Annotated in this window: 21 protein-coding genes; 17 read left to right on the plus strand and 4 right to left on the minus strand. The window is 70.9% G+C overall.

The features are described 5' to 3' along the window. Positions 1-134 precede the first annotated feature (134 nt). From E1293_RS13420 to E1293_RS13430, 3 genes are all read right to left on the minus strand, one after another. Positions 135-782 carry a GntR family transcriptional regulator gene (locus tag E1293_RS13420; RefSeq protein WP_132197528.1) on the minus strand — a complete coding sequence of 216 codons (648 nt, stop codon included), beginning with the start codon at positions 780-782 and terminating at the stop codon, positions 135-137. A gap of 383 nt (positions 783-1,165) precedes the next feature. After that, a complete protein-coding gene (locus tag E1293_RS13425; RefSeq protein ID WP_132197530.1) occupies positions 1,166-1,717 on the minus strand; it encodes a UGSC family (seleno)protein in 552 nt (183 codons plus the stop codon). A 28-nt stretch (positions 1,718-1,745) separates the two neighbouring features. Further along, complete coding sequence (locus tag E1293_RS13430; protein WP_132197532.1) at positions 1,746-2,834, minus strand: hypothetical protein; 1,089 nt, start codon at positions 2,832-2,834, stop codon at positions 1,746-1,748. Between the two features lie 141 nt (positions 2,835-2,975). Here E1293_RS13430 and E1293_RS13435 point away from each other — a divergent pair, with 141 nt between their 5' ends. From E1293_RS13435 to E1293_RS13500, 14 genes are all read left to right on the plus strand, one after another. Next, positions 2,976-4,550, plus strand: coding sequence for an ABC transporter substrate-binding protein (locus E1293_RS13435; protein WP_165978201.1), 1,575 nt, complete (start codon positions 2,976-2,978; stop codon positions 4,548-4,550). Positions 4,551-4,610: 60 nt separating this feature from the next. Then, complete coding sequence (locus E1293_RS13440) at positions 4,611-5,558, plus strand: ABC transporter permease (protein ID WP_132197536.1); 948 nt, start codon at positions 4,611-4,613, stop codon at positions 5,556-5,558. Beyond that, positions 5,555-6,460: an ABC transporter permease gene (locus tag E1293_RS13445; protein WP_132197538.1), complete on the plus strand. Its 906-nt coding sequence runs from the start codon at positions 5,555-5,557 to the stop codon at positions 6,458-6,460. The genes E1293_RS13440 and E1293_RS13445 overlap by 4 nt, the downstream gene beginning before the upstream one ends. 2 nt (positions 6,461-6,462) lie before the next feature. Next, positions 6,463-7,548, plus strand: a complete 1,086-nt coding sequence (locus tag E1293_RS13450) for an ABC transporter ATP-binding protein (protein ID WP_132197540.1) — start codon at positions 6,463-6,465, stop codon at positions 7,546-7,548. Continuing rightward, positions 7,545-8,564, plus strand: a complete 1,020-nt coding sequence (locus E1293_RS13455) for an ABC transporter ATP-binding protein (RefSeq protein ID WP_243716200.1) — start codon at positions 7,545-7,547, stop codon at positions 8,562-8,564. Before E1293_RS13450 ends, E1293_RS13455 begins: the two co-directional genes overlap by 4 nt. 103 nt (positions 8,565-8,667) lie before the next feature. Then, positions 8,668-9,960 (plus strand): CaiB/BaiF CoA transferase family protein, encoded by a 1,293-nt coding sequence (locus tag E1293_RS13460; protein WP_132197542.1) that lies wholly within the window; start codon positions 8,668-8,670, stop codon positions 9,958-9,960. A gap of 60 nt (positions 9,961-10,020) precedes the next feature. Continuing rightward, positions 10,021-11,232, plus strand: coding sequence for an amidohydrolase family protein (locus tag E1293_RS13465; RefSeq protein ID WP_132197544.1), 1,212 nt, complete (start codon positions 10,021-10,023; stop codon positions 11,230-11,232). A 4-nt stretch (positions 11,233-11,236) separates the two neighbouring features. Next, positions 11,237-12,466 (plus strand): iron-containing alcohol dehydrogenase family protein, encoded by a 1,230-nt coding sequence (locus E1293_RS13470; RefSeq protein WP_165978202.1) that lies wholly within the window; start codon positions 11,237-11,239, stop codon positions 12,464-12,466. A gap of 37 nt (positions 12,467-12,503) precedes the next feature. Further along, positions 12,504-14,660 carry an acetate--CoA ligase family protein gene (locus tag E1293_RS13475; RefSeq protein WP_132197548.1) on the plus strand — a complete coding sequence of 719 codons (2,157 nt, stop codon included), beginning with the start codon at positions 12,504-12,506 and terminating at the stop codon, positions 14,658-14,660. Beyond that, complete coding sequence (locus tag E1293_RS13480) at positions 14,657-15,841, plus strand: acyl-CoA dehydrogenase family protein (RefSeq protein ID WP_132197550.1); 1,185 nt, start codon at positions 14,657-14,659, stop codon at positions 15,839-15,841. Before E1293_RS13475 ends, E1293_RS13480 begins: the two co-directional genes overlap by 4 nt. Continuing rightward, entirely contained in the window at positions 15,841-16,941 is a 1,101-nt protein-coding gene (locus E1293_RS13485; protein ID WP_132197552.1) for an acyl-CoA dehydrogenase family protein, read from the plus strand. Before E1293_RS13480 ends, E1293_RS13485 begins: the two co-directional genes overlap by 1 nt. Before the next feature lie 14 nt (positions 16,942-16,955). Continuing rightward, on the plus strand, positions 16,956-17,939 hold the full coding sequence (locus E1293_RS13490; protein WP_132197554.1) for an MBL fold metallo-hydrolase: 984 nt from the start codon (positions 16,956-16,958) through the stop codon (positions 17,937-17,939). Then, entirely contained in the window at positions 17,936-18,772 is an 837-nt protein-coding gene (locus E1293_RS13495) for an enoyl-CoA hydratase-related protein (protein ID WP_132197556.1), read from the plus strand. Before E1293_RS13490 ends, E1293_RS13495 begins: the two co-directional genes overlap by 4 nt. An 89-nt stretch (positions 18,773-18,861) precedes the next feature. Further along, a complete protein-coding gene (locus E1293_RS13500) occupies positions 18,862-19,743 on the plus strand; it encodes an HpcH/HpaI aldolase/citrate lyase family protein (protein ID WP_132197558.1) in 882 nt (293 codons plus the stop codon). Between the two features lie 221 nt (positions 19,744-19,964). On the opposite strand, the gene E1293_RS13505 is transcribed toward E1293_RS13500, so the two are convergent. Further along, on the minus strand, positions 19,965-20,363 hold the full coding sequence (locus tag E1293_RS13505; protein WP_132197560.1) for a hypothetical protein: 399 nt from the start codon (positions 20,361-20,363) through the stop codon (positions 19,965-19,967). 529 nt (positions 20,364-20,892) lie between these two features. Here E1293_RS13505 and E1293_RS47395 point away from each other — a divergent pair. From E1293_RS47395 to E1293_RS13515, 3 genes are all read left to right on the plus strand, one after another. Then, on the plus strand, positions 20,893-21,042 hold the full coding sequence (locus tag E1293_RS47395; protein ID WP_165978203.1) for a hypothetical protein: 150 nt from the start codon (positions 20,893-20,895) through the stop codon (positions 21,040-21,042). A gap of 215 nt (positions 21,043-21,257) precedes the next feature. Continuing rightward, positions 21,258-21,653 carry an Arm DNA-binding domain-containing protein gene (locus E1293_RS49430; protein ID WP_132197518.1) on the plus strand — a complete coding sequence of 132 codons (396 nt, stop codon included), beginning with the start codon at positions 21,258-21,260 and terminating at the stop codon, positions 21,651-21,653. Between the two features lie 8 nt (positions 21,654-21,661). Next, a complete protein-coding gene (locus E1293_RS13515; RefSeq protein ID WP_165978200.1) occupies positions 21,662-22,660 on the plus strand; it encodes a site-specific integrase in 999 nt (332 codons plus the stop codon). Positions 22,661-22,895 lie beyond the last annotated feature (235 nt).

The raw sequence follows: 22,895 nt of genomic DNA on the forward strand, positions 1-22,895 counted from the left end.
GCTGCACTCACGCAGCTCAAAGACCATCCCGACCGCTCGTTTCCGCAGCTCGGGGGAGTATTTCCTCGGGGGTGCCATAACCCCTCACCCTTCCAGGTATCAAGGCCTCCCACCTAACCCGGGGCGGTCCACCTTTAGCTCTCTTGGTTTTCCTGGCGGTCTACGACGGCGTGCTGGCCGGCGGCGATATGTTCCTTCATGAGGCGCGCGGCACGTGCGCCGTCGCGCTCAAGCAGCGCTGCGGTGATCGCCTGGTGTTCCGTGACCGACCGTTCCAACCGCCCGGGAACTTTCCAGATCGTGCTCCAGGCGAACTGGTTCCACAGCCGGATGATGAATGGTTCGACGAACTTGGTGCGGGCGGCGCGGTAGATCGCGAAATGCCAGTTCCTGTTGGCGTTGGAAGCCCGCGTCGGATCCCCCGACCGTGCCGCCTCGATCATCTCCTGCTGAGCGGCCTCGATCGCTTTGAGGTCGTCATCGGTCAGGTTCTCGGCCGCGATCTCGGTCGCCATGCTCTCCAGGAACGCCCGCAGCATGTAGAGCTCCTTGGCATCCTCGGCCGTGAGCTCCATGGCGGAGATCGATCGGTGCTCGTTGTAGAGCACCAGGCCCTCGGCCTCGAGGATGCGCAGCGCCTCACGTACGGGCGTGATGCTCATGCCCAATTCGGTGGCGATGCCGCGGACGTCGAACCGCTCGCCGGCCGGGACCCTGCCGTCGATGATCATCTCGCGCATGGCGGCGACGGCGAGCGACGTCTTCGATCGGTACTCAACCATCTCGGAGCCGCTTCTTCAGATGCCCGGGTCGGCTGGGGCCGGGTGCCGGGTCACGCGGCGGACGAGTGGACTGCTGGTTGGCGCCTGCCCGGACGGGAGCGCTTCCTGGTTGCCGCAGGTGCGGCGACAAGGGAATGTGAGCGCCAACATGGGGATACCTCTCTTTGCTCGTCACTGGTGCCGCCCAGGGAGTTCGAAAAGGTGGGGTGAGTTATCCGTCGGGGGGAAGAAGTCGCCGCGGCGGATATTGAAGTATAGGCGATGTACGTAGGCCCTCGGTCGAGTCGCCGCGCTCCGACCGTTGCCGGATTCGTCCCAAAGTGTCCTGTGGCGGCATGCCCCGGCGGGGAAAACCGGGGCAGCCGCCTTGCCCGGCACTCGGATCATCCCGCCGGTGTTTCGGCCGGCCCGGAGAACTCGGCCGCGACCGTGCCGGCCACCCGGCGCGCAAAGGCGGACAGTTCCTCATCCGAGCGGGACGCGACGGGATGGGGCAGCACGGACGTGCCGACATCGGGCAATCCGAGCCGCACGGCGAACCGGGCGACCAGCGACTGGAACGGCTCGGTGATCACGGCGACCGCGGGCACTCCGAGTCGCTCGAACTGGATGGCGTCGTTCGCGCTGCAGGCCGAGCACGCCCCGCAGTCGCCGAGGGCGGCGATCATCAGGCCGGCGCCCTCGGCCAGCCGCGCCGACTCCTCGGCGGTCAGCGGCTTGGCCGCGCTCGTCTTGCTGTGCACGACCACGCCGGAGAAGCCCAGCCGGGCGCGCAGGTCCGCGGCGATCTGCGTCAGCAAGGCGCCGGCGCGCGGCTTGCCGTTGTCGATCAGGACCAGCCGATCGTGCGGGCCCGGAGCCCGCCGAGGCGCGCGGCCGACCCGGTCGGCCGGCGGATCGGCGGGTTCGGGGATGACGATGTCCAGGACTGTCACAGGGATCTCCTTCGGGAAGCGTGGATGCTCAGAAATCGACCGCGCACACGTCGTCCCCGCAGTCGGGAAGGGCCTCGTGTGGGTCGCGCACGCGGCGCGACACCGCCGCAGTGGTGACCGAGGTGGCCCACGAGGGCAGGTAGGCCGACCAGCCCGCCCCGGCGCCGCCGGCGGTCACCAGGAGCACGTCGTCGGCCGTCTTCACGACCGGCAGCAGGCCGTCGGGACCCGCGGTCATGTCGTGCGCGCTGCCGACTGGGATCCGGACGCCGGCGTCGAGCAGCGCCTGCGGAGCGATCCTGCTCGCGGCCGCCAGATGCTCCTGGACCTCGCGCGGGGTCAATCCCGCGCCGGCCAGTGCCGCCGCGTGCTCGGGACCGAGGACGAACATCGCCTGGCCGCCCTTGCCGGCGATGAAGCTGGTCGGCGAGGCCATCGCCGAGGCCATCGTCGCCAGGATGCCGCCGGGGTCGCCGTTGAGGTGGTTGGCCACCTGGTGCGGTCCCTCTGTCGCCATCACGGTGACCGAGGTGTCGTCGGGTTCGTAGCCGAGCCGCACGTGCAGCGGCTCCCAGCCCTGCGGGGGAGGGGCTTCGGCGAAGCACAGCGCGTACCGGCCGGGGTTGCCCAGCGACGAGCCGTCCATGCCGCCCGGACGGGCGTCGAAGACGTTGCGGGCGACCAGGCGCAGCGTGCGCCCGATGGTAGCGTTGGCGCGGAAACCAGGCCCCAGCGCGTTGTGGCCGCCGTGCACGCCCACCCGATCCGCGAGCGGACCGCTGACGACGACGGTCAGCGCCGCCCCGCCGGTGCTGGTCAGCGCGGCATTGAGGTTGAACGCGGGATCGAGCAGTGCCGCCATCGCGGCCTGCACGATCGGGAAGTACTCCGGTACGGCGCCCGCCATGACCGCGTTGGCGGCGAGCATCTCGGCGGTGAGCACCGCCGACCGGCCGGGCACCACCCCGAGGACGTCCTCGGGGAGCAGGTCCGACTCGGCGAGCATCGCGCCGACGCGCTCCGGTGTGGGGGCCACGACCGGGAGGCCGTCGCTCCAGCCGCGCTCGGTGAAAACGTCCTGGAGTTCGGCCTCAGCGAGCCGCATCGTCCGTGCCATCGAGGCACCTCCTTCTCGATGCATCCTGCATCTAGAGCTCCCATCAGGTCAAACAGTGAGATTTGGGCGGTGTGACGTGGTTGACACTAAATGATGCCTAATGCAGGATGCATCCTATTGCTCAACCTTGGAGGAGTCCGGATGTCTCTCAGGGAACGTGTGGTGGCCCCGATGGCCGTGGTCGTGGCGGCGGCGTCGCTCGCTGCGTGCGGCGGCGGCGGAGCGGACCCGGCGGGAGAAGCAGGCCCGATCTCCGCCTCTGCCGCCCCCGGGGATCTCGACACGAGCGCGACGCTCACGTTCGCCGACCCGTTCCAGAACGACACGATCGACCCCGCGAAGAACGACTCCGGATTCCCCACCCGGCAGCTCAACCTCGTCTACGACCGCCTGATCGGCATCAGCCCGAGCGGCGAGCTCGTGCCCCAGCTGGCCACGAAATGGGAGTTCGCGAACCCGACCACCCTCAGGCTCACCCTGCGCTCCGGCGTGAAGTTCCAGGACGGCGCGCCCTTCGACGCGGCCGCTGTCGTGAAGAACCTCGACCGCTCCCGTGAGATGCCCGACGCCGGCCCGGCGGTCTCTGCGCCCGCGGCGTCCATCAAGGACATGAAGGCGTCCGGCACGGACGTCGTCGAGATCACCCTGAAGAAGCCGCGCTACTCGATCCTGTACGACCTCGCCCAGAACCTCGGCATGATGATCAGCCCCGGCTCGCTGTCCGGCTCGCTGGACCGCGCCGCGGTCGGGGCCGGCATGTACAAGCTGGTCGAATTCAAGCCGGGCGTCTCCGCCACCTACAAGCGGTGGGACGGTTACTGGGACGCCGGGGCGGTCAAGCTCGCCGGCTTCGTCGTCAAGTCCATCCCGGACGCGCAGACCCGGATCAACGCCCTCCAGTCGGGCCAGGTGACGATGTCCCTGATCGACGAGAGCCAGGTGGACGACGCCAAGGGCGCGGGCGTGCGGGTCTCCGAGAAGGCGACCGTCAGCGCGTGGACGATGTTCCTCAACATGACCCGCGGCGGGCTGAAGAACGAGCAGGTGCGGCAGGCCCTCAGTTACGCGATCGACCGCAAGTCCCTCGTCGAAACGCTGGGGCACGGCCACGGCGAGCCCACGGTGCAGATGTTCCCGTCGACGTACGAGGCATATTCCAAGGACTGGCCTGCGACGAAGTACCCGTTCGACGCCGCGAAGGCCAAGGAGCTGCTCGCGGGCGCCGGGTACGGGAACGGCGCCAAGTTCTCGGCGCTCATCCTGAACCGGCCGCTGGACAAGCAGCTCGGCCAGGCGCTGCAGCGGATGGTCAAGCCCGCCGGGATCACCCTGGAGCTGAAGGTGGTCGAGCCGGCCCGGTACTCGATGTTCACCGATGGCGAGGTGGACATGTTCCTCGGACGCTGGGGCGGGCGCGCGGACCCCGCCGACACGCTGAACTCGAACGCGGGCAAGGGCGGGTTCATCAACCCCGGCAGCGGCACGACGCCGGAGTTCCAGACGCTGATGGACAAGATCGAGACGACCCCGACCGGGGACGCCAGGACCAAGCTGGTCCAGGAGGCGAGCGCCCTCTTCGCTCAGCAGCAGCTCGACATCCCCGTCTTCGCGCGGCGGTCGATCTTCGCCGACAACGGGTGCGTGGTCGGCTTCACCCCCTACATGGTCGGCGCCGACGAGTACCGGGGCGTGGGCGTCCGGAAGAACTGCGGCTAGCCGCAGTTCCGGACGACCGTTCCGATGACGAGGCCGACCATGACGAAGGGAGGGTGACTGATGCTCAGACTGCTGGCCAGGCGTCTTCTGATGAGCGTGCCAATCCTGGTCATCGTCACGTTCGTGGTCTTCTTCCTGCTGGAGATCGCTCCCGGCGACCCCGCGCGGCTCGCGGCGGGCGGGCAGGCCGCCTCGGCGGCCGACGTCGCCGAAGCGCGTCACCGGCTGGGACTCGACGAACCCCTGTGGACGCGGTACTGGCACTTCATCGAGGGGCTCTTCACCGGCGATCTCGGCCAGTCGATCTTCAGCGGCCAGCCGGTGCTCTCGGCCATCGCCGAGCGCGCCCCGGTGAGCCTGTCGCTGATGGCGGGGGCGCTCATCGTGGCGATGCTGATCGCCCTCCCGGCCGGGATCATCGCGGCGACGCGGCCGGGCGGCATCGCCGACCGGGTCGTCATGCTGATCTCGGCCGGGGGTGTGGCGATGCCGAACTTCCTGATCGGCCTGCTCCTCGTGCTGGTGTTCGCGCTCAACCTGCAGATCTTCCCGGCGACCGGGTACGTGCCGTTCGAGCAGAGCCCGGCCCGGTGGTTCCAGTCGCTGGTGCTGCCGTCGGTCGCCCTCGGCGTCGCGGCGGCGGCCGAGATCGCGCGCTTCCTGCGGGCCTCCATGCTCGACGTCCTGGACCAGGACTACATCCGCACCGCCAGGGCGAAGGGGATCGGTGTCCGCGGCGTAGTGGGGAAGCACGCGATGAAGAACGCCTTCGCGCCGGTGCTCACCGTGCTCGGTCTGCAGGTGCGGATCCTGCTCGGCGGGACGGTCGTGATCGAGCAGATCTTCAACCTGCCGGGCCTGGGCTCGCTGACGGTCAAGGCGGTCTTCGACCGCGACTATCCGATCATCCAGGGAGTCGCCATCAGCGCCGCGCTGGTGGTGGTGGTCGCGAACATCCTGGTCGACGTCGCCTACGGCTACCTCAACCCGAAGCTGCGTGCCGCATGAGCGTCGAACCGGACATCACCGTCCCCGCCGCTCCGGCCGCGGCCGGGAGCCCGCCGACCGGCACCGCCGTCCGCGTCGGCTTCCTGCGCAGGTTCCGGCGGCAGCGCGCGGCCGTCGCAGCCCTCGCGATCCTGGTGCTCATCACGCTGGCGGCGGTGCTCGCGCCGTGGTGGACCTTGTACGACCCTGCCGGGGGCAGCCTCTCGGACGCGCTGTCCGGACCGAGCGGCGGCCACTGGCTCGGGACCGACGACCTGGGCCGGGACGTGTTCACCCGGATGATGTACGGCGCCCGGCTGTCGCTGGGCGCGGCCGTGATCGCGGTCGGCGTCGCGATGGCGATCGGCCTGCCGCTCGGGCTGATCGCGGGCTACGCGGGCGGGCTCGTGGACAGCGCGATCATGCGGGTGAACGACGCCCTGATGAGCTTCCCGCCGCTGATCCTCGCGATCAGCATCGTCGGGTTCCTCGGCGCCGGCCTCACCAACGCGATGATCGCCATCGGCGTCATCTACGCCCCGCGGTTCATGCGGGTGGTGCGCGGCGCGGCGATGGCCGTCCGGGAGGAGACGTACGTGGAGGCGGCGCGCATGATGGGCGCCCCGGCGCACCGCATCGTCCGCCGCCACGTGCTGCCGAACATCCTGTCGCCGCTGCTGGTGGAGATCAGCCTGTCGCTGGGGTTCGCCATCATCGCCGAGGCGTCGCTGAGCTTCATCGGCCTCGGCGTGCAGCCGCCGAGCGCCAGCCTGGGATCCATGCTCGGCGAGGCGTTCCGCCACCTGCGGGACGCGCCGGTCTACGCGATCGGCCCGGGCGTCGCGATCATGATCATCGTGCTGTCGCTCAACGTCCTCGGCGACGGACTGCGCGACAGCCTCGGCAGAAGGGCGATGAGGTAGTCATGGGGCTGTCCAAGCCGGCTGCGGGCCCGCTGCTGGAGATCGACCGGCTCAGCGTCGACATCCGGGGCGAGCACGGCGTGGCGCGGGTCGTGGACGAGGTGTCGTTCGCGGTGGGTCCGCGGGAGACGGTCGCGCTGGTGGGGGAGTCCGGCTCCGGGAAGAGCGTGACCTCGATGTCGGTGCTGGGGCTGCTGCCACCGCGGATCACCCGTACCCGCGGCTCGGTGCGGTTCGAGGGGCGCGAGCTGCTCGGCCTGCGCTCGGGCGAGCTCGACCGGGTGCGCGGCGACGACATCGCGATGATCTTTCAGGAGCCGATGACCAGCCTGAACCCCGCGTTCACCATCGGCGAGCAGATCGCCGAGCAGGTGCGGTGCCATCGCGGGGTCTCGCGCAAGGCGGCGCGTGACCGCGCGGTGGAGGTGCTCGACCTGGTCGGCGTCCCGTCCGCGGCGGAGCGCTTGAAGGCGTACCCGCACGAGTTCTCGGGCGGCATGCGGCAGCGGGTGATGATGGCGATGGCCCTGTCGTGCGAACCGAAGCTGCTCATCGCCGACGAGCCGACGACCGCGCTCGACGTGACCATCCAGGCCCTGGTGCTGTCCGAGTTGCGCGCGCTGCAAGAGCGGTTCGGCATGTCCGTCCTGTTCATCACGCACGACCTCGGGGTCGTCGCGGAGATCGCCGACCGGGTCGTGGTGATGTACGGCGGACACCTGGTCGAGACGGGCCGTACCGCCGAGGTGTTCGCCGCTCCGCAGCATCCCTACACCGAGGCGCTGCTGCGGTCGGTGCCCCAGGGCGACACCACCGGTTCCCGGCTGTGGTCGATCCCCGGTGCCATCCCGACCCCGGAGGCGATGCCGGACGGCTGCCGTTTCCACCCGCGCTGCCCCCACGCGAAACCCGGCGTGTGCGACGCGGACGAGCCGCCGCTGGAGCCGATCGGCGATGGCCGTTCGTCCCGCTGCGTGCGCCGGGAGGAGTTGCGGCTGTCCGGGATCGGCGGCGACGCGGGCGGCACCGGGGCCCTTGCTGCGGAACCGCTCGGCGGTTCGGTCTTGCCGGGAGGTGACCGGAAGTGAAACCGATCCTGGAGGTCGAGGACCTCACCGTTCGCTTCCCCGTCGGCCGCAACGTCTTCGGACGTCCGCGCGCGATGCTCACCGCGGTCGACCACGTCTCAATAGCCGTGCCACGGCATCGCACCGTCGGGCTCGTCGGCGAGAGCGGTTCGGGTAAGTCGACGCTCGGCCGCGCGGTGCTCAGGCTGACCGCCGCGGAGTCGGGCAGGGTCGCCTTCGACGGGGTCGACATCACCCGCCTGGGCGGACGCGGGCTGCGGCCGCTTCGGCCGCGGATGCACATGATCTTCCAGGACCCGTACTCGTCGCTCGACCCGTCCTGGACGGTCGAGGACCTGGTCGCCGAACCGCTCGGCGCGGCACGGAAGGGCGCGAGCCGTGCCGAGCGCCGGGCGGCGGTCGTCGAGGCGCTGGAGCACGTCGGCCTCTCCGCCGCCCACCTGAACCGGTACGCGCAGCAGTTCTCCGGAGGCCAGCGGCAGCGGATCGCGATCGCGAGGGCCCTGGTGACCCGCCCTGACCTGGTGGTCTGCGACGAGGCGGTGAGCGCGCTCGACGTGTCGACCCGGAGCCAGATCATCAACCTGCTGGAGGACCTCCAGCGCGACTTCGGCCTGACCTACCTGTTCATCGCGCACGATCTGGCACTCGTCCGGCATGTCAGCGACTGGATCGCCGTGATGTACCTCGGCTCCATCGTGGAGGAGGGACCGGCGCAGCGGGTCTACGAGGAACCGGCGCACCCCTATACCCGGTCGCTGCTGTCGGCGATCCCTCGGCTCGATCCCGCCGAGCGGTCCCGGGAGCGGATCGTCCTGTCCGGTGAGCTGCCCAGCCCGCTGGCGCCGCCGTCCGGCTGTCGGTTCCGCACGCGGTGCCCGCACGCCATGGAGGTCTGCGCCGCGGAGGTGCCGCCGGTGGTGCCGGCCGCGGGCGGAGGCTGGTCGGCCTGCCACCTGAACACCGGCGACGGCGGTGCGGCGGCGGCGCTGGACAAGAGCGGGGCGGTGCCGTGAGCGACGTCCACTGCTCGGCCGGCGGCGAGACCTCGTTATCCCGGGACGATGTCACCCAGCCCTACGACGATCTGATGCATGATGCATCACATAGGAGGCAACCTTGAAGGGCACGACCGAGGACGCGCGCCCCGGCCCGCTCGCGAACCTGCGGGTGATCGATGCCTCGACGCTGTTCGCCGGGCCGATCGCCGCCACCATGCTCGCCGACTTCGGGGCCGACGTCATCAAGGTCGAACACCCCAAGGGCGACGGGCAGCGCCGCATGGGCTGGCAACGCGACGACACGTCCCTGATGTGGACGGTGCTCAACCGCAACAAGCGGTGCGTCACCCTCGACCTGCACGCCCCGGAGGGGCAGGACGCGTTCCGCCGGCTAGCCTCGACCGCCGACATCGTGATCGAGAACTTCCGTCCCGGCACGCTGGAGAAGTGGGGGATCGGCTACGAGCGGCTCGCCGCCGAGAACCCCGGCCTGGTCATGGTGCGGGTGACGGCGTTCGGGCAGACCGGGCCGTGGCGCGACCGTCCCGGCTTCGGCACGATCGCCGAGGCGATGAGCGGGTTCGCGCACATCAACGGGCACCCCGACGGGCCGCCGACGCTCCCGCCGTTCGCTCTCGGCGACGCGATCACCGGCATATTCGGCGCCTGCGCGGCGATGTTCGCGCTGCGGCACCGGGACACGACGCCCGGCGGGCGCGGCCAGTCGATCGACCTCAGCATCTACGAGCCGGTCTTCTGGCTGCTCGGCCCGCAGCTGACGCTCTTCGACCAGCTCGGGGAGGTGCAGGGCCGGACGGGGAACCGGGCGCCGTTCACCTCGCCGCGCAACCTCTACGAGAGCGCCGACAGCCGGTGGGTCGCGATCTCGGCCAGCGCGCAGTCCATCGCCGAGCGCCTCATGCGGATGATCGGCCAGGAGCACTACCTGGACGAGCCGTGGTTCGCCGACCACGTCGGACGGCTCGCGCACATCGACGAGCTGGACGAGGTCATCGGCGGCTGGATCGGCGCCCGCAGCTGCGACGAGGTGCTCGCCGCGTCCGAGGAGCACCAGGTTGCGGCGTTCCCCGTGTACACCGCCGCCGACATCGCCGTCGACGAGCAGTACCTCGCGCGGGAGAGCTTCACCACGGTCGAGGACGACCAGGGCGTTCCGGTGCGGGTGCAGAACGTCGTCCCGCTGCTCTCGGAGACGCCGGGGCGGCACCGCTGGCTCGGGCCGGCCCTCGGCGCGCACAACCGCGAGGTCCTGATCGACGAGCTGGGCTTCAGCGAGGCGGAGCTGGCCCGATGGGCCGAGAAGGGGATCGTGGCCTCCCCGCCGGCCGGTACGGCAGAGGAGACCGGCACGTCGGAGGAGACCGGCGTGGCGAGCGGGGCCGAGGCGTAGACCGGCGCTCACGCAGGCCGAAGGCATGACAACGGGTTCATAGGAAGGGACGGGAAACTCATGACGGCTCAGGTGCACTCACAGGCCGCGACGGCGGAGCGCCCGGGGATCGCCGAGCGCATCAAGATCATTGACACGGACAGCCACGTCATGGAGCCGCCGGATCTCTGGACGGGACGGCTCAGCGCCGCCAAGTGGGGCGACCAGATCCCGCACGTCCGGCGGGACGAGAAGCACGGCATCGACCGCTGGTGGATCGGGGAGCGCCGCGGCTCGGCGGTCGCCAACTTCGCCACCGCGAACTGGCGGGAGTTCCCGCCCTCGTATCCGAAGCTGGTAGAGGAGGCCGACGCCGCCGCATGGCACCCGGAGCGGCGGCTGGAACGGCTCGACGAGTACGGGATCCACTCCCAGTTGCTCTACCCCAACATCCTCGGGTTCTCCAGCGTCTACTTCTTCGATCTCGACCCGCAGCTGCGCTACGAGTGCGTCGCTGCGTACAACGACTGGCTGGTGGACTTCTGCAGCCCCGACCCGGAGCGGCTGATCCCGCTGATGTGGCTGCCGTTCTGGGACACCGGCCTGGCCGTGCGCGAGATGGAACGATGCATCGCCAAGGGCCACCGCGGCATCATCTTCCCCTCCAACTTCGAGCCGGTCGGCCTGCCGCTCATCTACGACGAGCACTGGAACCCGGTGTGGGAGGCCGCGCAGGCGAACGAGATGTCCATCAACTTCCACACCGGATTCCAGATCACGGAGGAAGAGGCACGCTCGGCCATCGGCTACCGCCGCTCCCGCGCCGACTTCGCCAAGATGAGCGCGATGTTCCTGATGGGCAATGCGCGCACGATCGCCGACATCACCCTGTACGGCGTGTGCCACCGGTTCCCGCGGCTGAACTTCGTCTCGGTCGAGAGCGGGTTCGGGTGGATGCCGTACTTCGCCGAGATGCTGGACTGGCAGTGGCTGAACTCCGGCGCGCGCGACGCGTTCACGGAGATGGACCTGATGCCGAGCGAGTACATCCAGCGCCAGGTGTACGGGACGTTCTGGTTCGAGTCCGAGTCGGTACGCCGGATGGGCGACCTGTTCCAGGACAACGTCATGTTCGAGACCGACTTCCCGCACCCGACCGCGCTGCAGCCCGGCCCGGCGTCCTACGCCGACAGCCCGAAGGTCCACATCGAGCGCAGCCTGGAGGGCATCGACGAGGACATCCTGCGCAAGCTCCTCAACACCAACGCCGCCCGGGTCTACCACCTTGGCTGAGCCGGTGACGCGGGACGCACGGGCACGTGCCAGGTCGGCCACCGCCCGCTACGAGACTCCGGCGCAGCGCGTCGAGATCGGCGCCGGGGTCGTCGACGGTGTGGGCGGCATCATCTTCGGCCTCGGCGGCCGCGTGGTCGGTGTCCTCGCCGGCGACCGCGTCTGGCGGGGTCCGCTGGGCGAACGCGTGCGGCGGTCGCTCGGCTCTCTCGACCGCGTCGTCTGCACCGAGATCGAGCCGCACACGCCGCTGCCGGCGGCGGTGCGGCTCGGCCGCCGCTTCGCCGATGCCGGAGTGGACGTCATTCTGGCGCTCGGCGGCGGCAGCGCCGGCGACCTGGGCAAGGCGACAGCGGCTGTGATGGCCGCGCGCGGAGACGACGGGCGGGTCGACATGTCCCGGCTGTTCGCCCGGGTGCGCGCCGACGGCACCGTCTCCGACCCCGTCGTGGGGGGACGGCCCGTGCCGCTGGTCGTGGTGCCGACCACGCTCTCCGGCGCGGAGTTGACCCCGGGCGCCGGGGTCACGGAGAACGGCATGAAGCGCGTGCTCTGGGACCAGGCGCTGTCCGCGCGGGCTGTCCTCTACGAGACGTCCGACGACAACGACCTGCCCGCGGGGATCGTCGCCACGACCAGCATGAACGCGGTGGCGCATGCGGTGGAGGCGATGTACTCGACCGCGGGCAACGCGATCAGTGACGGACTCGCCCTCGCCGGGCTCGACGCGCTCGCAGCCGGCATGCTCCGTTACCTGGCCGCCCGGGACCGCGGCGAGGACGCCAAAGCGGAGCTGTTCACCGGCGCGGTCCTGGCGAGCCGGGCGCTCTGCACCGCACGCGTGTGCCTGCACCACGCGGTCTGCCACGTCCTCGGCGCGCACCACGGCGTCGCGCACGGCGACGCCAATGCCGTGATGCTCAGCTACGTCGTTGACTTCAACGAGGCGGGGGCGGCCCGGCCGCTCGCCCGGTGCGCGGCCGTGATCCGCGGCGCCGCCGAACGGGTGCTCGGCACGCCGCTCACCGCGGCCTCCCCGGGCGCGGTGCTGCGCGAGTTCCAGCACCGTGTCGGGGCGCCCGTCACGCTCGCGGAGATCGGGCTGCCGGCCGTCGACGTCGAGGGCGTGGTCGCCGGCCTGCGCGAGGAGCGGGGCGTCGCCCTGAACCCGGTGCCGGTGACCGACGACGACGTCCGCCGGCTGGTCGCCGCCGCCGTTCACGGAGTGGCCTGACCGGCACGGCCGGACGGGTCCGAACCTTGGAGATCAGATGACCACTTCTGTCGAGTCCGCGCACGCTCTCGACGCGTTGTTCCGCCCGGCGAGCGTGGCGGTCGTCGGAGTCTCCACCTCGCCGACCAGTCCGGGGGCGCGTACCTTCGCCAACCTCGTCCGCCACTTCGAGGGCGAGGTGTTCGGCGTCAACCCCGCCGAACCGGAGATCGAGGGCCGCCGCCTCGCCGCGTCGCTGACCGCGATCGGCAGGCCGCCCGACCTCGTGGTGATCGCGACCCCGTCGGAGTCGGTGCTCGACGTCCTCACCGAGGCGGGCGGGCTCGGCGTACGGGCCGCGATCGTGCTCTCCGCCGGGTTCGCCGAGGCGGGCGAGGAGGGGAGGCGGCGGCAGCGCCTGCTCGTGGAGACGGCGCGCAAGTACGGCATGGCCCTGATCGGCCCGAACTCGATGGGGGTGATCAGCAAGCCGAGCTCGCTGTTCGCCACCTTCACCAACGCGGTGCAGGTGGCGAACGCGGGGGGCCGGGTCGCGGTGGTGGGCCAGAGCGGCGGCATGGCGGCGATCATCTACACGATCTGCCTGGCGCACGGCGTCGGCGTGGACCATCTCGTCGCGCTCGGCAACGAGTCCGCCACGACGCTCGGCGACGTCGTCGAGTGGATGATGCGGCCCGAGTCCGGCGTGGACGCGGTCCTCGGGTTCGTGGAATCGCTGTCCGGCTGGGACCAGCTCGCGAAGGCCGCCCGGATGGCCGCCGAGTCGCAGAAGGTCATCGCGTTCTGCCGGGCCGGGCGGTCGCTGCAGGGCGCCGCCGCCGCGGGCAGCCACATCGGCGCGGTCGCGGGCGACGAGAAGGTCCTCGCCGACCTCGCCGCCGCCGGCGGGATCGTTGCGGCGGCCACTCTGGACGACCTGCTCGACATCGCCAAGGCACGGCACGTGGCGCGGCCGATGCGGGGCCGGCGCGTCGGGGTGGTGACGGCGTCCGGCGGGGCCGGGTCGCTCTTTGCAGACCTGATGGTGTCGGCGGGCCTGGAACTCCCCGAACTGTCACCGGAACTGCAGAAGAAGGTGTTCGACGTCATCCCGTGGTTCGGCTCGGCGACGAACCCGGTGGACACGACCGCCTTCATCCAGAGCCGGCCCGAGGAGTTCTGCGAGGTGGCCGAGATCCTCGCGGAGTCCGACGAGGTCGACGCGGTGATGGTCTTCCTCGGCACTCTGGACCCGATCGCGCCGCGGCTGGTCCGGTCGCTCACCGAGATCGCCGAACGGAATCCGGCGGTCCCGGTGGTGGTGACCTGGGGCGGCGGCAGCAAGAGGTTCAAAGAGGACCTCTGGCGAGCCGGCGTCGCAACCTTCGACGACCCGAACCGCGCCGTCCGGGCGCTCGTCGGGCTGGCGCCCGCACGGTACGTCGCCGCGGTGCCGGACCCGGCGGTGGTCTCCGCCCCGTCCTTCGACCTGCCGCCCACCCAGCCGGCCGAGGGCGAGTCGACGGTGACCCTGAACGAGCACGAGGTGCGCGGGCTGCTTGAGGCCGCGGGCCTGCCGGTCCCGGCCGGTGCCCTGGCCGCCGACGCCGACGAGGCGGTCGCCATCGCGGCCGGCATCGAGGGCGAGACCGTGCTCAAGCTCATCGCCCCCGGCCTGGAGCACAAGAGCGACATCGGCGGCGTCGTCGTCGGGGTCAGCGGCGCCGACGAGGTGCGGTCCCAGGCCGAGCGGCTGTTCGCACTCGGCCGCGAACTCGGCGTCGCCGTGGACGGCGTCCTCGTCGAGCAGCGCGTGCCCGCCGGCATCGAGCTGGTCTGCGGTGCACGGCGCGACCGGGTGGCGGGACCCGTGGCGGTAGTCGGCCTCGGCGGCGTGCTCACCGAGATCATCGGAGAGATGGCGGTGCGCGCGGCGCCCCTGACTCACGCGGACGCCATGGACGCTCTCGGGCAGTTGTTCGCCGGCCGACTGCTCGACCACCATCGCGGGATCGGCGCCGACGCCGCCGGCGCCGTGGCGGACCTGCTGGTCCGGCTCGGCGGCCTCGTCGCCGCCAATGACCGGCTGGTCGAACTCGAATGCAACCCCGTCATCGTCTCCGAGGCCGGAGTCCTCATCTGCGACGGCCTTGCCGTCGTCGGCGAAGACCCCGTGACCTCTGACGGCTCTTCACGAGGAGGGTCTCACCAGTGAGCGGTCCCTTCGACGGCGACCACGCGCGGGCGTTCCGCCGCGAGCTGCGGCAGTGGTTCACGGATAATCTTCCGGACGGCTGGGGCACCGAGCGCTTCGCCCCGCACGCGGACGAAGACGCCGAAGTACGGTTCCTACGCTCGTGGCAGCGCACCCTCTACGACGGCGGGTGGGCCGGCATCTCCTGGCCGGCCGAGTACGGGGGCCGCGGCGCGACCCTGCTCGAACAGGCGATCTTCGTCGAGGAGCGCGACCGGGTGAAGGCGCCGTTCGACATCGGCATCGTCGGCACGCAGATGGTCGGGCCGATGCTGATCACCTTCGGCACGGGGGAGCAAAAGGAACGGTACCTGCGCCGCATCCTCACCGGCGAGGACCTCTGGTGCCAGGGCTTCTCCGAGCCGGACGCGGGCTCCGACCTCGCCGGCCTGCGCACCCGCGCCGCCGCCGACGGGGACGGCTGGCGGCTCAGCGGGCAGAAGGTCTGGACGAGCCGCGCACAGCACGCCGACATGATGATCCTCCTCGCGCGCACAGAGCCGGTCGAGGACGTACCGCACCGCGGGATCTCCGCGTTCGCCGTGCCGATGGACGGTCCCGGCCTCACCGTCCGCCCGCTGCGCCAGATCAACGGGTCGGCCGAGTTCTGCGAGGTCTTCCTCGACGAGGTGCCGGTCGCCGCCGACGCGCTGATCGGCCGGGCGGGCGAGGGCTGGAAGGTCGCCCTCACCACCCTGTCCTGGGAGCGGTTCGCGACCACCCGCGCCTTCGAAATGCGGCGCCTCGCCGCGCAACTGTGGACGGCGCTGCCCGACGACGCGCGAGCCGACACCGACGTCCGGACACGGGCGCTCGGACTGCTCGCGCAGGCGCACGCCGGAGGGCTCAGCTACCAGCGGATGGTGTCCACGGTGACGGCGAAGGGGGAGGTCGGTGTGGACGCCTCGGCGGGGAAGCTGTTCACCACCGAACTGGGGCAGCGCATCGTCGACCTCGCGCTGAGCGTCCTGCCGCCGGACGACGTGCTCGGCGAGGTCCGCCCCGGCAACCAGGGGACCACGTCGTGGCCGCTCGAATGGGTGAACGGATTCAAGAACACCATCGCCGCCGGCACGTCCCAGGTGCAGCGCAACATCATCGGTGAACGAGTGCTCGGCCTGCCGAAGGGGGGTGCGCGCTGATGAGCGTCGTGCTGACCGACACGCAGGAAGAGTTGCGCCGCACGGTGCGCCGCGCGATCGAGGAGCACCACGGCGCCGAGCGGGTGATCGAGGCCGCCGAGCCGGGCGCCGGACACGACGACACGGAGGTGTGGAAGGCCCTCGCCGGGATCGGCGTCCCCCAGATCGGGACGCCAGAATCCGGCACCGGGCTGCTCGACCTCGGGCTGATGGTGCAGGAGGCCGGGCGCGGACTGCTCCCGGGCACGCTGCTCGGGCATGCGCTGGCGCAGCGGCTCCTCCTCGCCGCGGACGGGGCCGCCGAACCGCTCACCGAGACCGAGGCCGGCGGGCACCGGCTGGCCGCGTCCTGGGGACTCGACCCGGCCGCGGTCAACGTCGAGGCGGACGGGGCGCTGCGCGGCCGAGCGGGGGCGGTGAGCGAGGGACGGCAGGCCGATCTGCTCGTCCTGCCGGTCACGACCGCCACGGGCACGGCGGTCGCCTGCGTCGAAACAGGCTCGCTCGCCTTCCCGGCGGATCCCGCGTGCGCGCTCGACACCGGCCGCGACTGGACGGCCACCGACCTCGACGGCGTCCCGGCGCGGATGCACCGGCTCGAACCCGAGGCGCTGCGGAACGTCCTGATCGAGGCGGCCGTGCTGCTGTGCTTCGACTCGCTCGGCAGCGCCGAGCGGTGCCTCGATGCCGCCGTCCAGTACGCGAAAGAGCGGCGGCAGTTCGGGCAGGCGATCGGCGGCTTCCAGGCGGTGAAGCACCTGCTCGTCGACGCCCACGTCGCCGTCGGCAACGCCCGCTCGGTGACCTGGCACGCCGCCGCCGTGTTCGACTCCGGCGCGGCCGACGCCGCGTTCAGCGCGCACGTCGCGAAGGCCGTCACCGACCAGGCACACGTCCGGACGACGGCGACGGGCATCCAGGTGCACGGCGGGACGGGCTTCACCCGCGAGGTGCCCGCGCACCTGCACGCCCGCAGAAGCAGGATCAACGAGCGGCTCGCCGGCACGCCGGGCGAGCACCTCGAAGCCATGGCCGGCCACCTGCCGGCGGTGCTCGCCGAATGGTCGGGCGCCCCGGACGACCGGAATCCGGCGGAGTAGAAGGGAACACGACGATGTGGCAAGCGGATCGCCTTGAGATCACCGTGCTCGTCGAGAACTGGGTGGACATGCTGCTGCCCGAACTCGACACCCCCGGCGGGCATTGCGTGTCGCGGTTCGGGCTGGTGGAGCACTTCGACCCCAGGCTGATCCCGCCGGCGGCGGAGAACGGGCTCAGCCTGCTGGTCACCGCCTACAGCGGCAGGCGCGCCACACGGGTGCTCTTCGACGCCGGACTCACCGGCACGGTGCTCGCGCATAACCTGCGGTCGCTCGACATCGACCCCACCCAATTCGACCACCTCGTCGTCAGCCACGGCCATCCCGACCACTTCGGCGGCGTGTACGGCCTGCTCGACGCGCTGGAGGCGCCGCTACCTGTGATCACCCACCCGGACGCGTTCCTGCCCCGCTACGCGGTGATGGGCGACGGCCGCGCGGCGCCGCAGTACAACCAGGCCTTCCGCGAGGACGACCTGGACCGCTCAGGCGGACGCCAGGTGCTGACGCGCGACCCGATGGTGCTCGGCTGGGGGGTGTTCACCACCGGCGAGATCTCGCGCGTCAACGACTTCGAGGGGCCGCCGCAGACCCTGGATACCCACGCCGCCGGGCTCTGGCAGGTCGACGGCGAGGGACACCGGGTCCCCGACCAGGTGTGGGACGAGCAGGGCCTGGTCATCGACGTCAAGGGCGAGGGCCTGGTCGTCCTGACCGGGTGCGCCCACGCCGGCGTGGTGAACACCATCACCCGGGCGCGCGAGATAGCCGGCGGAGAGAAGCCGATCCGCGCCGTCATGGGCGGATTCCACCTCGGCTTCCCGACCACGCCGGCGGAGAACGTCCAGAAGACGGTGGACGCCTTCGCCGAACTCGACGTAGCCATGGCCGTGCCGATGCACTGCTCCGGACTGCCCGCCCACGCGGCCCTGTCGACGCAGCTGGCGGACCGCTACGTGCAACCCGCGGTCGGCACGACGTTCAGGTTCGGCGCATGAGCGCGCCGGAACTCGTCTTGCGGGAGACGCTGGGGTCGGTGCGCCGGCTCACCCTCAACCGTCCGGACCGCCGCAACGCCCTCTCCGTGGAACTGCTGCGGGAACTGGTCGCCGCGCTGGAGGAGGCCACCGACGATCCGGGCATCTCGGTGATCGTGCTGCGCGGAGCGGGCAAGGGGTTCTCCGCGGGCTTCGACCTGGCCGCCGGCTACACCGGGCCGCGGACCATCTGGACCGACCGCGAGCGGCTGCGCCGGACGAACCGTGCCCTCGACGAGGTGTTCAACACCCCGCTGCCGGTGATCGCCCAGGTCCACGGTTTCGCGATCGCCGGCGGCGCCGACCTGGCGCTGCACTGCGACCTGCTGGTGTGTGCGCGCGACGCGCGGATCGGCTTCCCGCCGGTGCGCAACCTGGGCGTGCCGCCGACGAACATGTGGCTGTACCGGCTCGGCCCGCAACTGGCCAAGCGCATGCTGCTCACCGGCGACTCCGTCACCGGCGCGGAGGCACGCCGGCTGGGCCTGGCCATCGAGAGCCACGCGCCCGAGGCGCTCGACGGCGCGGTCCTGGCGCTCGCGGACCGGATGGGAAAGGTCGGGCGCGAGATGCTGATCGGCAACAAGCACGTGCTGAACCGCGGCATCGACCTGATGGGCCGTGCGACGCTGGCCCGCATCGCCGAGACCGAGGACGCCGTGGCGCACACCGCCCCGCCCGCCCTCGCCTTCCGCGAACGGGTCGCGGAGATCGGCCTCGCACCCGCACTCCGTGAACGGGACGCCGCCTTCGCCCCGGACCCGCCGGGCTTCGCCGAGCGGCACGCGGACTGACGCCGACCCGCGCTGGATCGCTCGCACACCAGTCATCGCCCATGCCGGTACGGCCCCATGGCCTGCCTGCCCGAACCGGAGGTCAACCCATGTCGCCGGATGCCGTGGTGCGCCGCTCGTGCCTGTCCGTTCCCGCCTCGGACCAGGGAAAGGTCGACAAGGCCGCGGGGCTGGGCGCCGATGAGATCGTGTTCGATCTGGAGGACTCGGTCGTCGCCGAAGCGAAGGAGCAGGGCCGCGCCGTCCTCGCCGCCCGCCTGCCGAATCTGGTGCGCAGCGGGCGGACCGTGGCGGTCCGGGTGAACCCGGTGGGCACCTCGTGGTGCCACCAAGAGGTCCTGTCCCTGACGGGGGACGCGGCGCCGGCTTCGTTCGTCCTGCCCAAGGCGTCCTGCCCGGGCGACGTCGCGTTCCTGGACCGGCTGCTGTCCGGGATCGAGGCGGCCGGGGGCTCCGACCGGAGCGTCGGCATCCAGGTTCTGATCGAGAGTCCCGACGCCCTGCACCGCGTCGACGAACTCGCAGCAGCCTCACCGCGGGTGCAGTCCTTGATCCTCGGCTACGCGGACCTGGGATCCGCGCTCGGTATCTCCTACCGTGACCTGGACGTGTGGCTCCCCGTCCAACACGCCGTCCTCCTAGCTGCCAGGCGGCACGGGCTGCAGGCCATCGACGGCCCCCACCTGGCGTACACCGACGACGCGGGCCAGAGCGCCGCCAACCAGCGGGCGAGGGAACTCGGGTTCGACGGGAAATGGGTGATCCATCCGCGGCAGGTGGCGTACGTCAACCAGGTGTTCACACCGACGGACGACGAGCTGCGCCGCGCCCGGACGATCGAGGCCGCGATGGAGGCCGCCGAGCGCGGCGGCACTGGCGCGGTGGCCGTGGACGGAGAGATGATCGACCCAGCGGTCGTGCTAGGGGCGCGGCGCACCCTCGCCCGCGCCGCCGCCGCGGAAGCGACCTGACCCCGGCACCCGAGCAGCGTGATGACCAGTGCAATGCCGACGGCTTCTTGACACCTCTTAAGGGTGGCGCATACCGGCAGTTCATTATGGCTACCAATGGTCCAATAGCGGAACCTTCATCACAGCTACGCCGAAATGGCGCGGAATACTTGCGGATTCGGATGCACTTTGTAGCGCCCGAAGACCCGTCCGCCCTGCCGGGTTTATGCGCTCGGGCCGTCCTACTCTTCAGCCTTCCCGCGGTTGCCCCGTGCTGGCCATGGGCGCCCGAGCACCGTCGTCACACGTTCTTCGCCAGTCTCGGCCTGCTCGCGGCGGCGCCGCTGCACAGCGGCCGCGATGAGTAGAACCAGACCGCCGGCCACACCGGCGCGCGCGATGTACCCCGGCCCCGATCGTGCAGCCTCACACCGATCGTCAGCCAGACCCGCTGCGGTCAGACCGGCGCCTGTCGGGTCCGACAGCACGTCATAGGAGTCGGTGGCGTCCACCGGCCGGAACGCAGTCCCGCAGTCCGCTGTCCCGAGCCCGACGTTCACGTGGATCGGCCAGAACCCGATCGCGAACGCCAGGATCAGCGCGGCCGACCCGGCGAGAGATAACGCTCGTGTGGTGGTCACGCCCCGCATCCTCTCCCGGACCGCCTGTCGCTGCGCGCATCAGGCCGCATGAGGACACACAGGTCAACCTGGGCGGGTGCTGGCGCGACGTGCCCGCGCCACAACGAAAGCCCGCGAAGCCATGCCAGACACGGCTCCGTACCTGACACTGCGCTCCGAGAAGGTCCACGTCCCTGCTCGAGACTGCCCACATTGAGCTGCTCACCTGGCTCGACGACGCGACCCCCAACCCGGACGTCGTCTACCGCGTCACCTTCGACCCGACCGTCGGCCCCGCTGTACTTCACCGAGATCGAGCGGGACGATTCCTCGCAGGTCCTGGCCCGCGTCACCGCAGTTGTCCGGTGCCTCTGCGGCGCCGCTCCCCGACCATTCGCAAGACATTTCGACCTCTGCGTCGCCATCCCCTGACCGCCCCGGCCAGGCGCCGGGGGAGGTGAGCCACGGCGGTCGACCTCGTATGGGAGTACGCCGCCCGTCAGTTTTGACCTGCACCCGTCAGCCCCTATCTCGCAACCCGGTCGGCTGGGTGACCGAACGGCTCGGTGCGCACCAGTGGTCTAGGCAGCGCGACATCGCCAACTCGATCGTCACGCACAAGCGCAGGGCAGTGAAGAGCTGCCACAACGCCGGCAAGTCGTGGATCGCCGCGCAGATTGAGGTGCCCCGGCTTCTGTGATGGGAGGCACGCCAGGAGGAGTTCCTGTCGCCCTAGCCCGAGGCTGTGCTGTCGTACTCGGTAGGCCAGTCTGTCGCCGTCTGTGATGGTCGATGCATCCATTGCAGACCCACCCTGCCCTTATGAGAAGAGTGAGGAGTGCTGGTGGTGTGTACCGGCGATGCGGCTGCGAGGATCCCGACAGTGGCAGGGCGATAGGCCGCAGGTGCCCGCGGTTGGCGGCCGAGCGCAGCCACGGCAGCTGGTACCTGCGCCTCGAACTGGGAACCGGACCGGACGGTCGCCGTCGACGGGTCCGCCGGGGCGGGTTCCCGACCCGCAAGGCCGCGCTGGAGGCGTTGGTACGGTTGCGCGGCCCGGCGGGGAGTCCGCTCACGGTGGCCGAGTGGCTGCAGCGGTGGCTGGATAACCGCCAGGGTGCGCCGTCCACGGTGACCGGTTACGCCGATCATGTGCGGCGGTATCTGAGCCCGTTGCTGGGGCATCTGTTGCTGGCGGAGGTGGCGGTGGCGCATGTGGAGGAGATGTTCCAGGTCATTGCCCGCGAGCATCAGGAAGCGGGTCGGCGGTTGTCGGCTGCGACGTTGGATCGGATCCGTGCGACGCGTTGAATGCGGCGTTGAATGCGGCGTTGCGGGCGGGGCTGGTGGAGGAGAACCCGGCGTCGCTGGTGGCGTTGCCTGCGACCCGGCGGCCGCGGGCGGTGGTGTGGACCGCCGCCCGTGTCCGGCATTGGCGTAAGACCGGGGAGCGGCCGGCGGTGGCGGTGTGGACGGTGGCGCTGACCGTGCAGTTCCTGGACGCGATCGCCGCGCATCGTTTGTATGCGGCCTACCATCTGATCGCGTTACGCGGGCTGCGCCGCGGTGAGGCAGCCGGGCTGCGTTGGTGCGATGTCGACTTGGACGAGGGAACCGCGGTGGTCTGCCGCCGACTGCAGCCCAGGGACGGGCGGCTGACGGTATGTCCGCCCAAGACCGCGCATAGCACCCGGGTGATCGCGCTGGACCGCACCACCATCGCTGTGCTGCGCGTGCACCGCTCCCGGCAGCAGGCCGAAGCGGACGCCTATGGTGAGGGCTATCGCGACAGCGGGTATGTGTTCACCAACCTCGATGGTGACCCGGTCGCCCCGGGCCGGCTCACCCACGTGTTCCAGAAGCTGATCGCCGTCCACGGGGTGCCGCCGATCCGGTTGCACGACCTGCGCCATGGCGCGGTGACGCTGGCGCTGGCGGCCGGGGTGGAGTTGAAGGTGGTGCAGGAGATGCTGGGGCATTCCAGCATCGTGCTGACCGCCGACACCTACACCTCCGTGCTACCCGAAGTCGCGCACCGCGCCGCCGAGCAGACCGCAACGCACCTGCTGCGCGCCGCGGGCAGGGTGCCCGGCACCACCCGACGCCGCGGCCGTGCCCTGGCCCGGCGCAGGCAACCTACCTGGGGCCACCCCCGGACGGCTCTGGTGCGGCGCCGGGCGACCAGTAGGCGTCCCACATCGGCAGGTCCCCGCCCACGGGCTCGGCCGCCTGGACGCCTCCGCTCGGATACTGCGTATCGGCTGCGTGATCGAGAGCCTGCGCTCCTCGCCCCACCCGACGACCTGCGAAAGGACTAACCGCACACCGGTGGCGTGCCACCTCGAGTTGGTCGGCGCGGGGATACAGCCTTGCCTTCACCAATCGCACGGGAGAGATGCGGGCCTCGGCTCAGCTTGTGCGCCCTCTCGGCCCCAGGAGGGCCTCATCCCGGCCCCAGGCATGATCACCCACGCGTGGCGTAGAGCGTGTTTGCCCTGGTCAAGGGTGGTGGGTTGCGTGGGACTCGAACCCACAACCTACGGATTAAAAGCG

The sequence above is a fragment of the Actinomadura darangshiensis genome (assembly GCF_004349235.1).
In the GTDB taxonomy this organism is placed as follows: domain Bacteria; phylum Actinomycetota; class Actinomycetes; order Streptosporangiales; family Streptosporangiaceae; genus Spirillospora; species Spirillospora darangshiensis.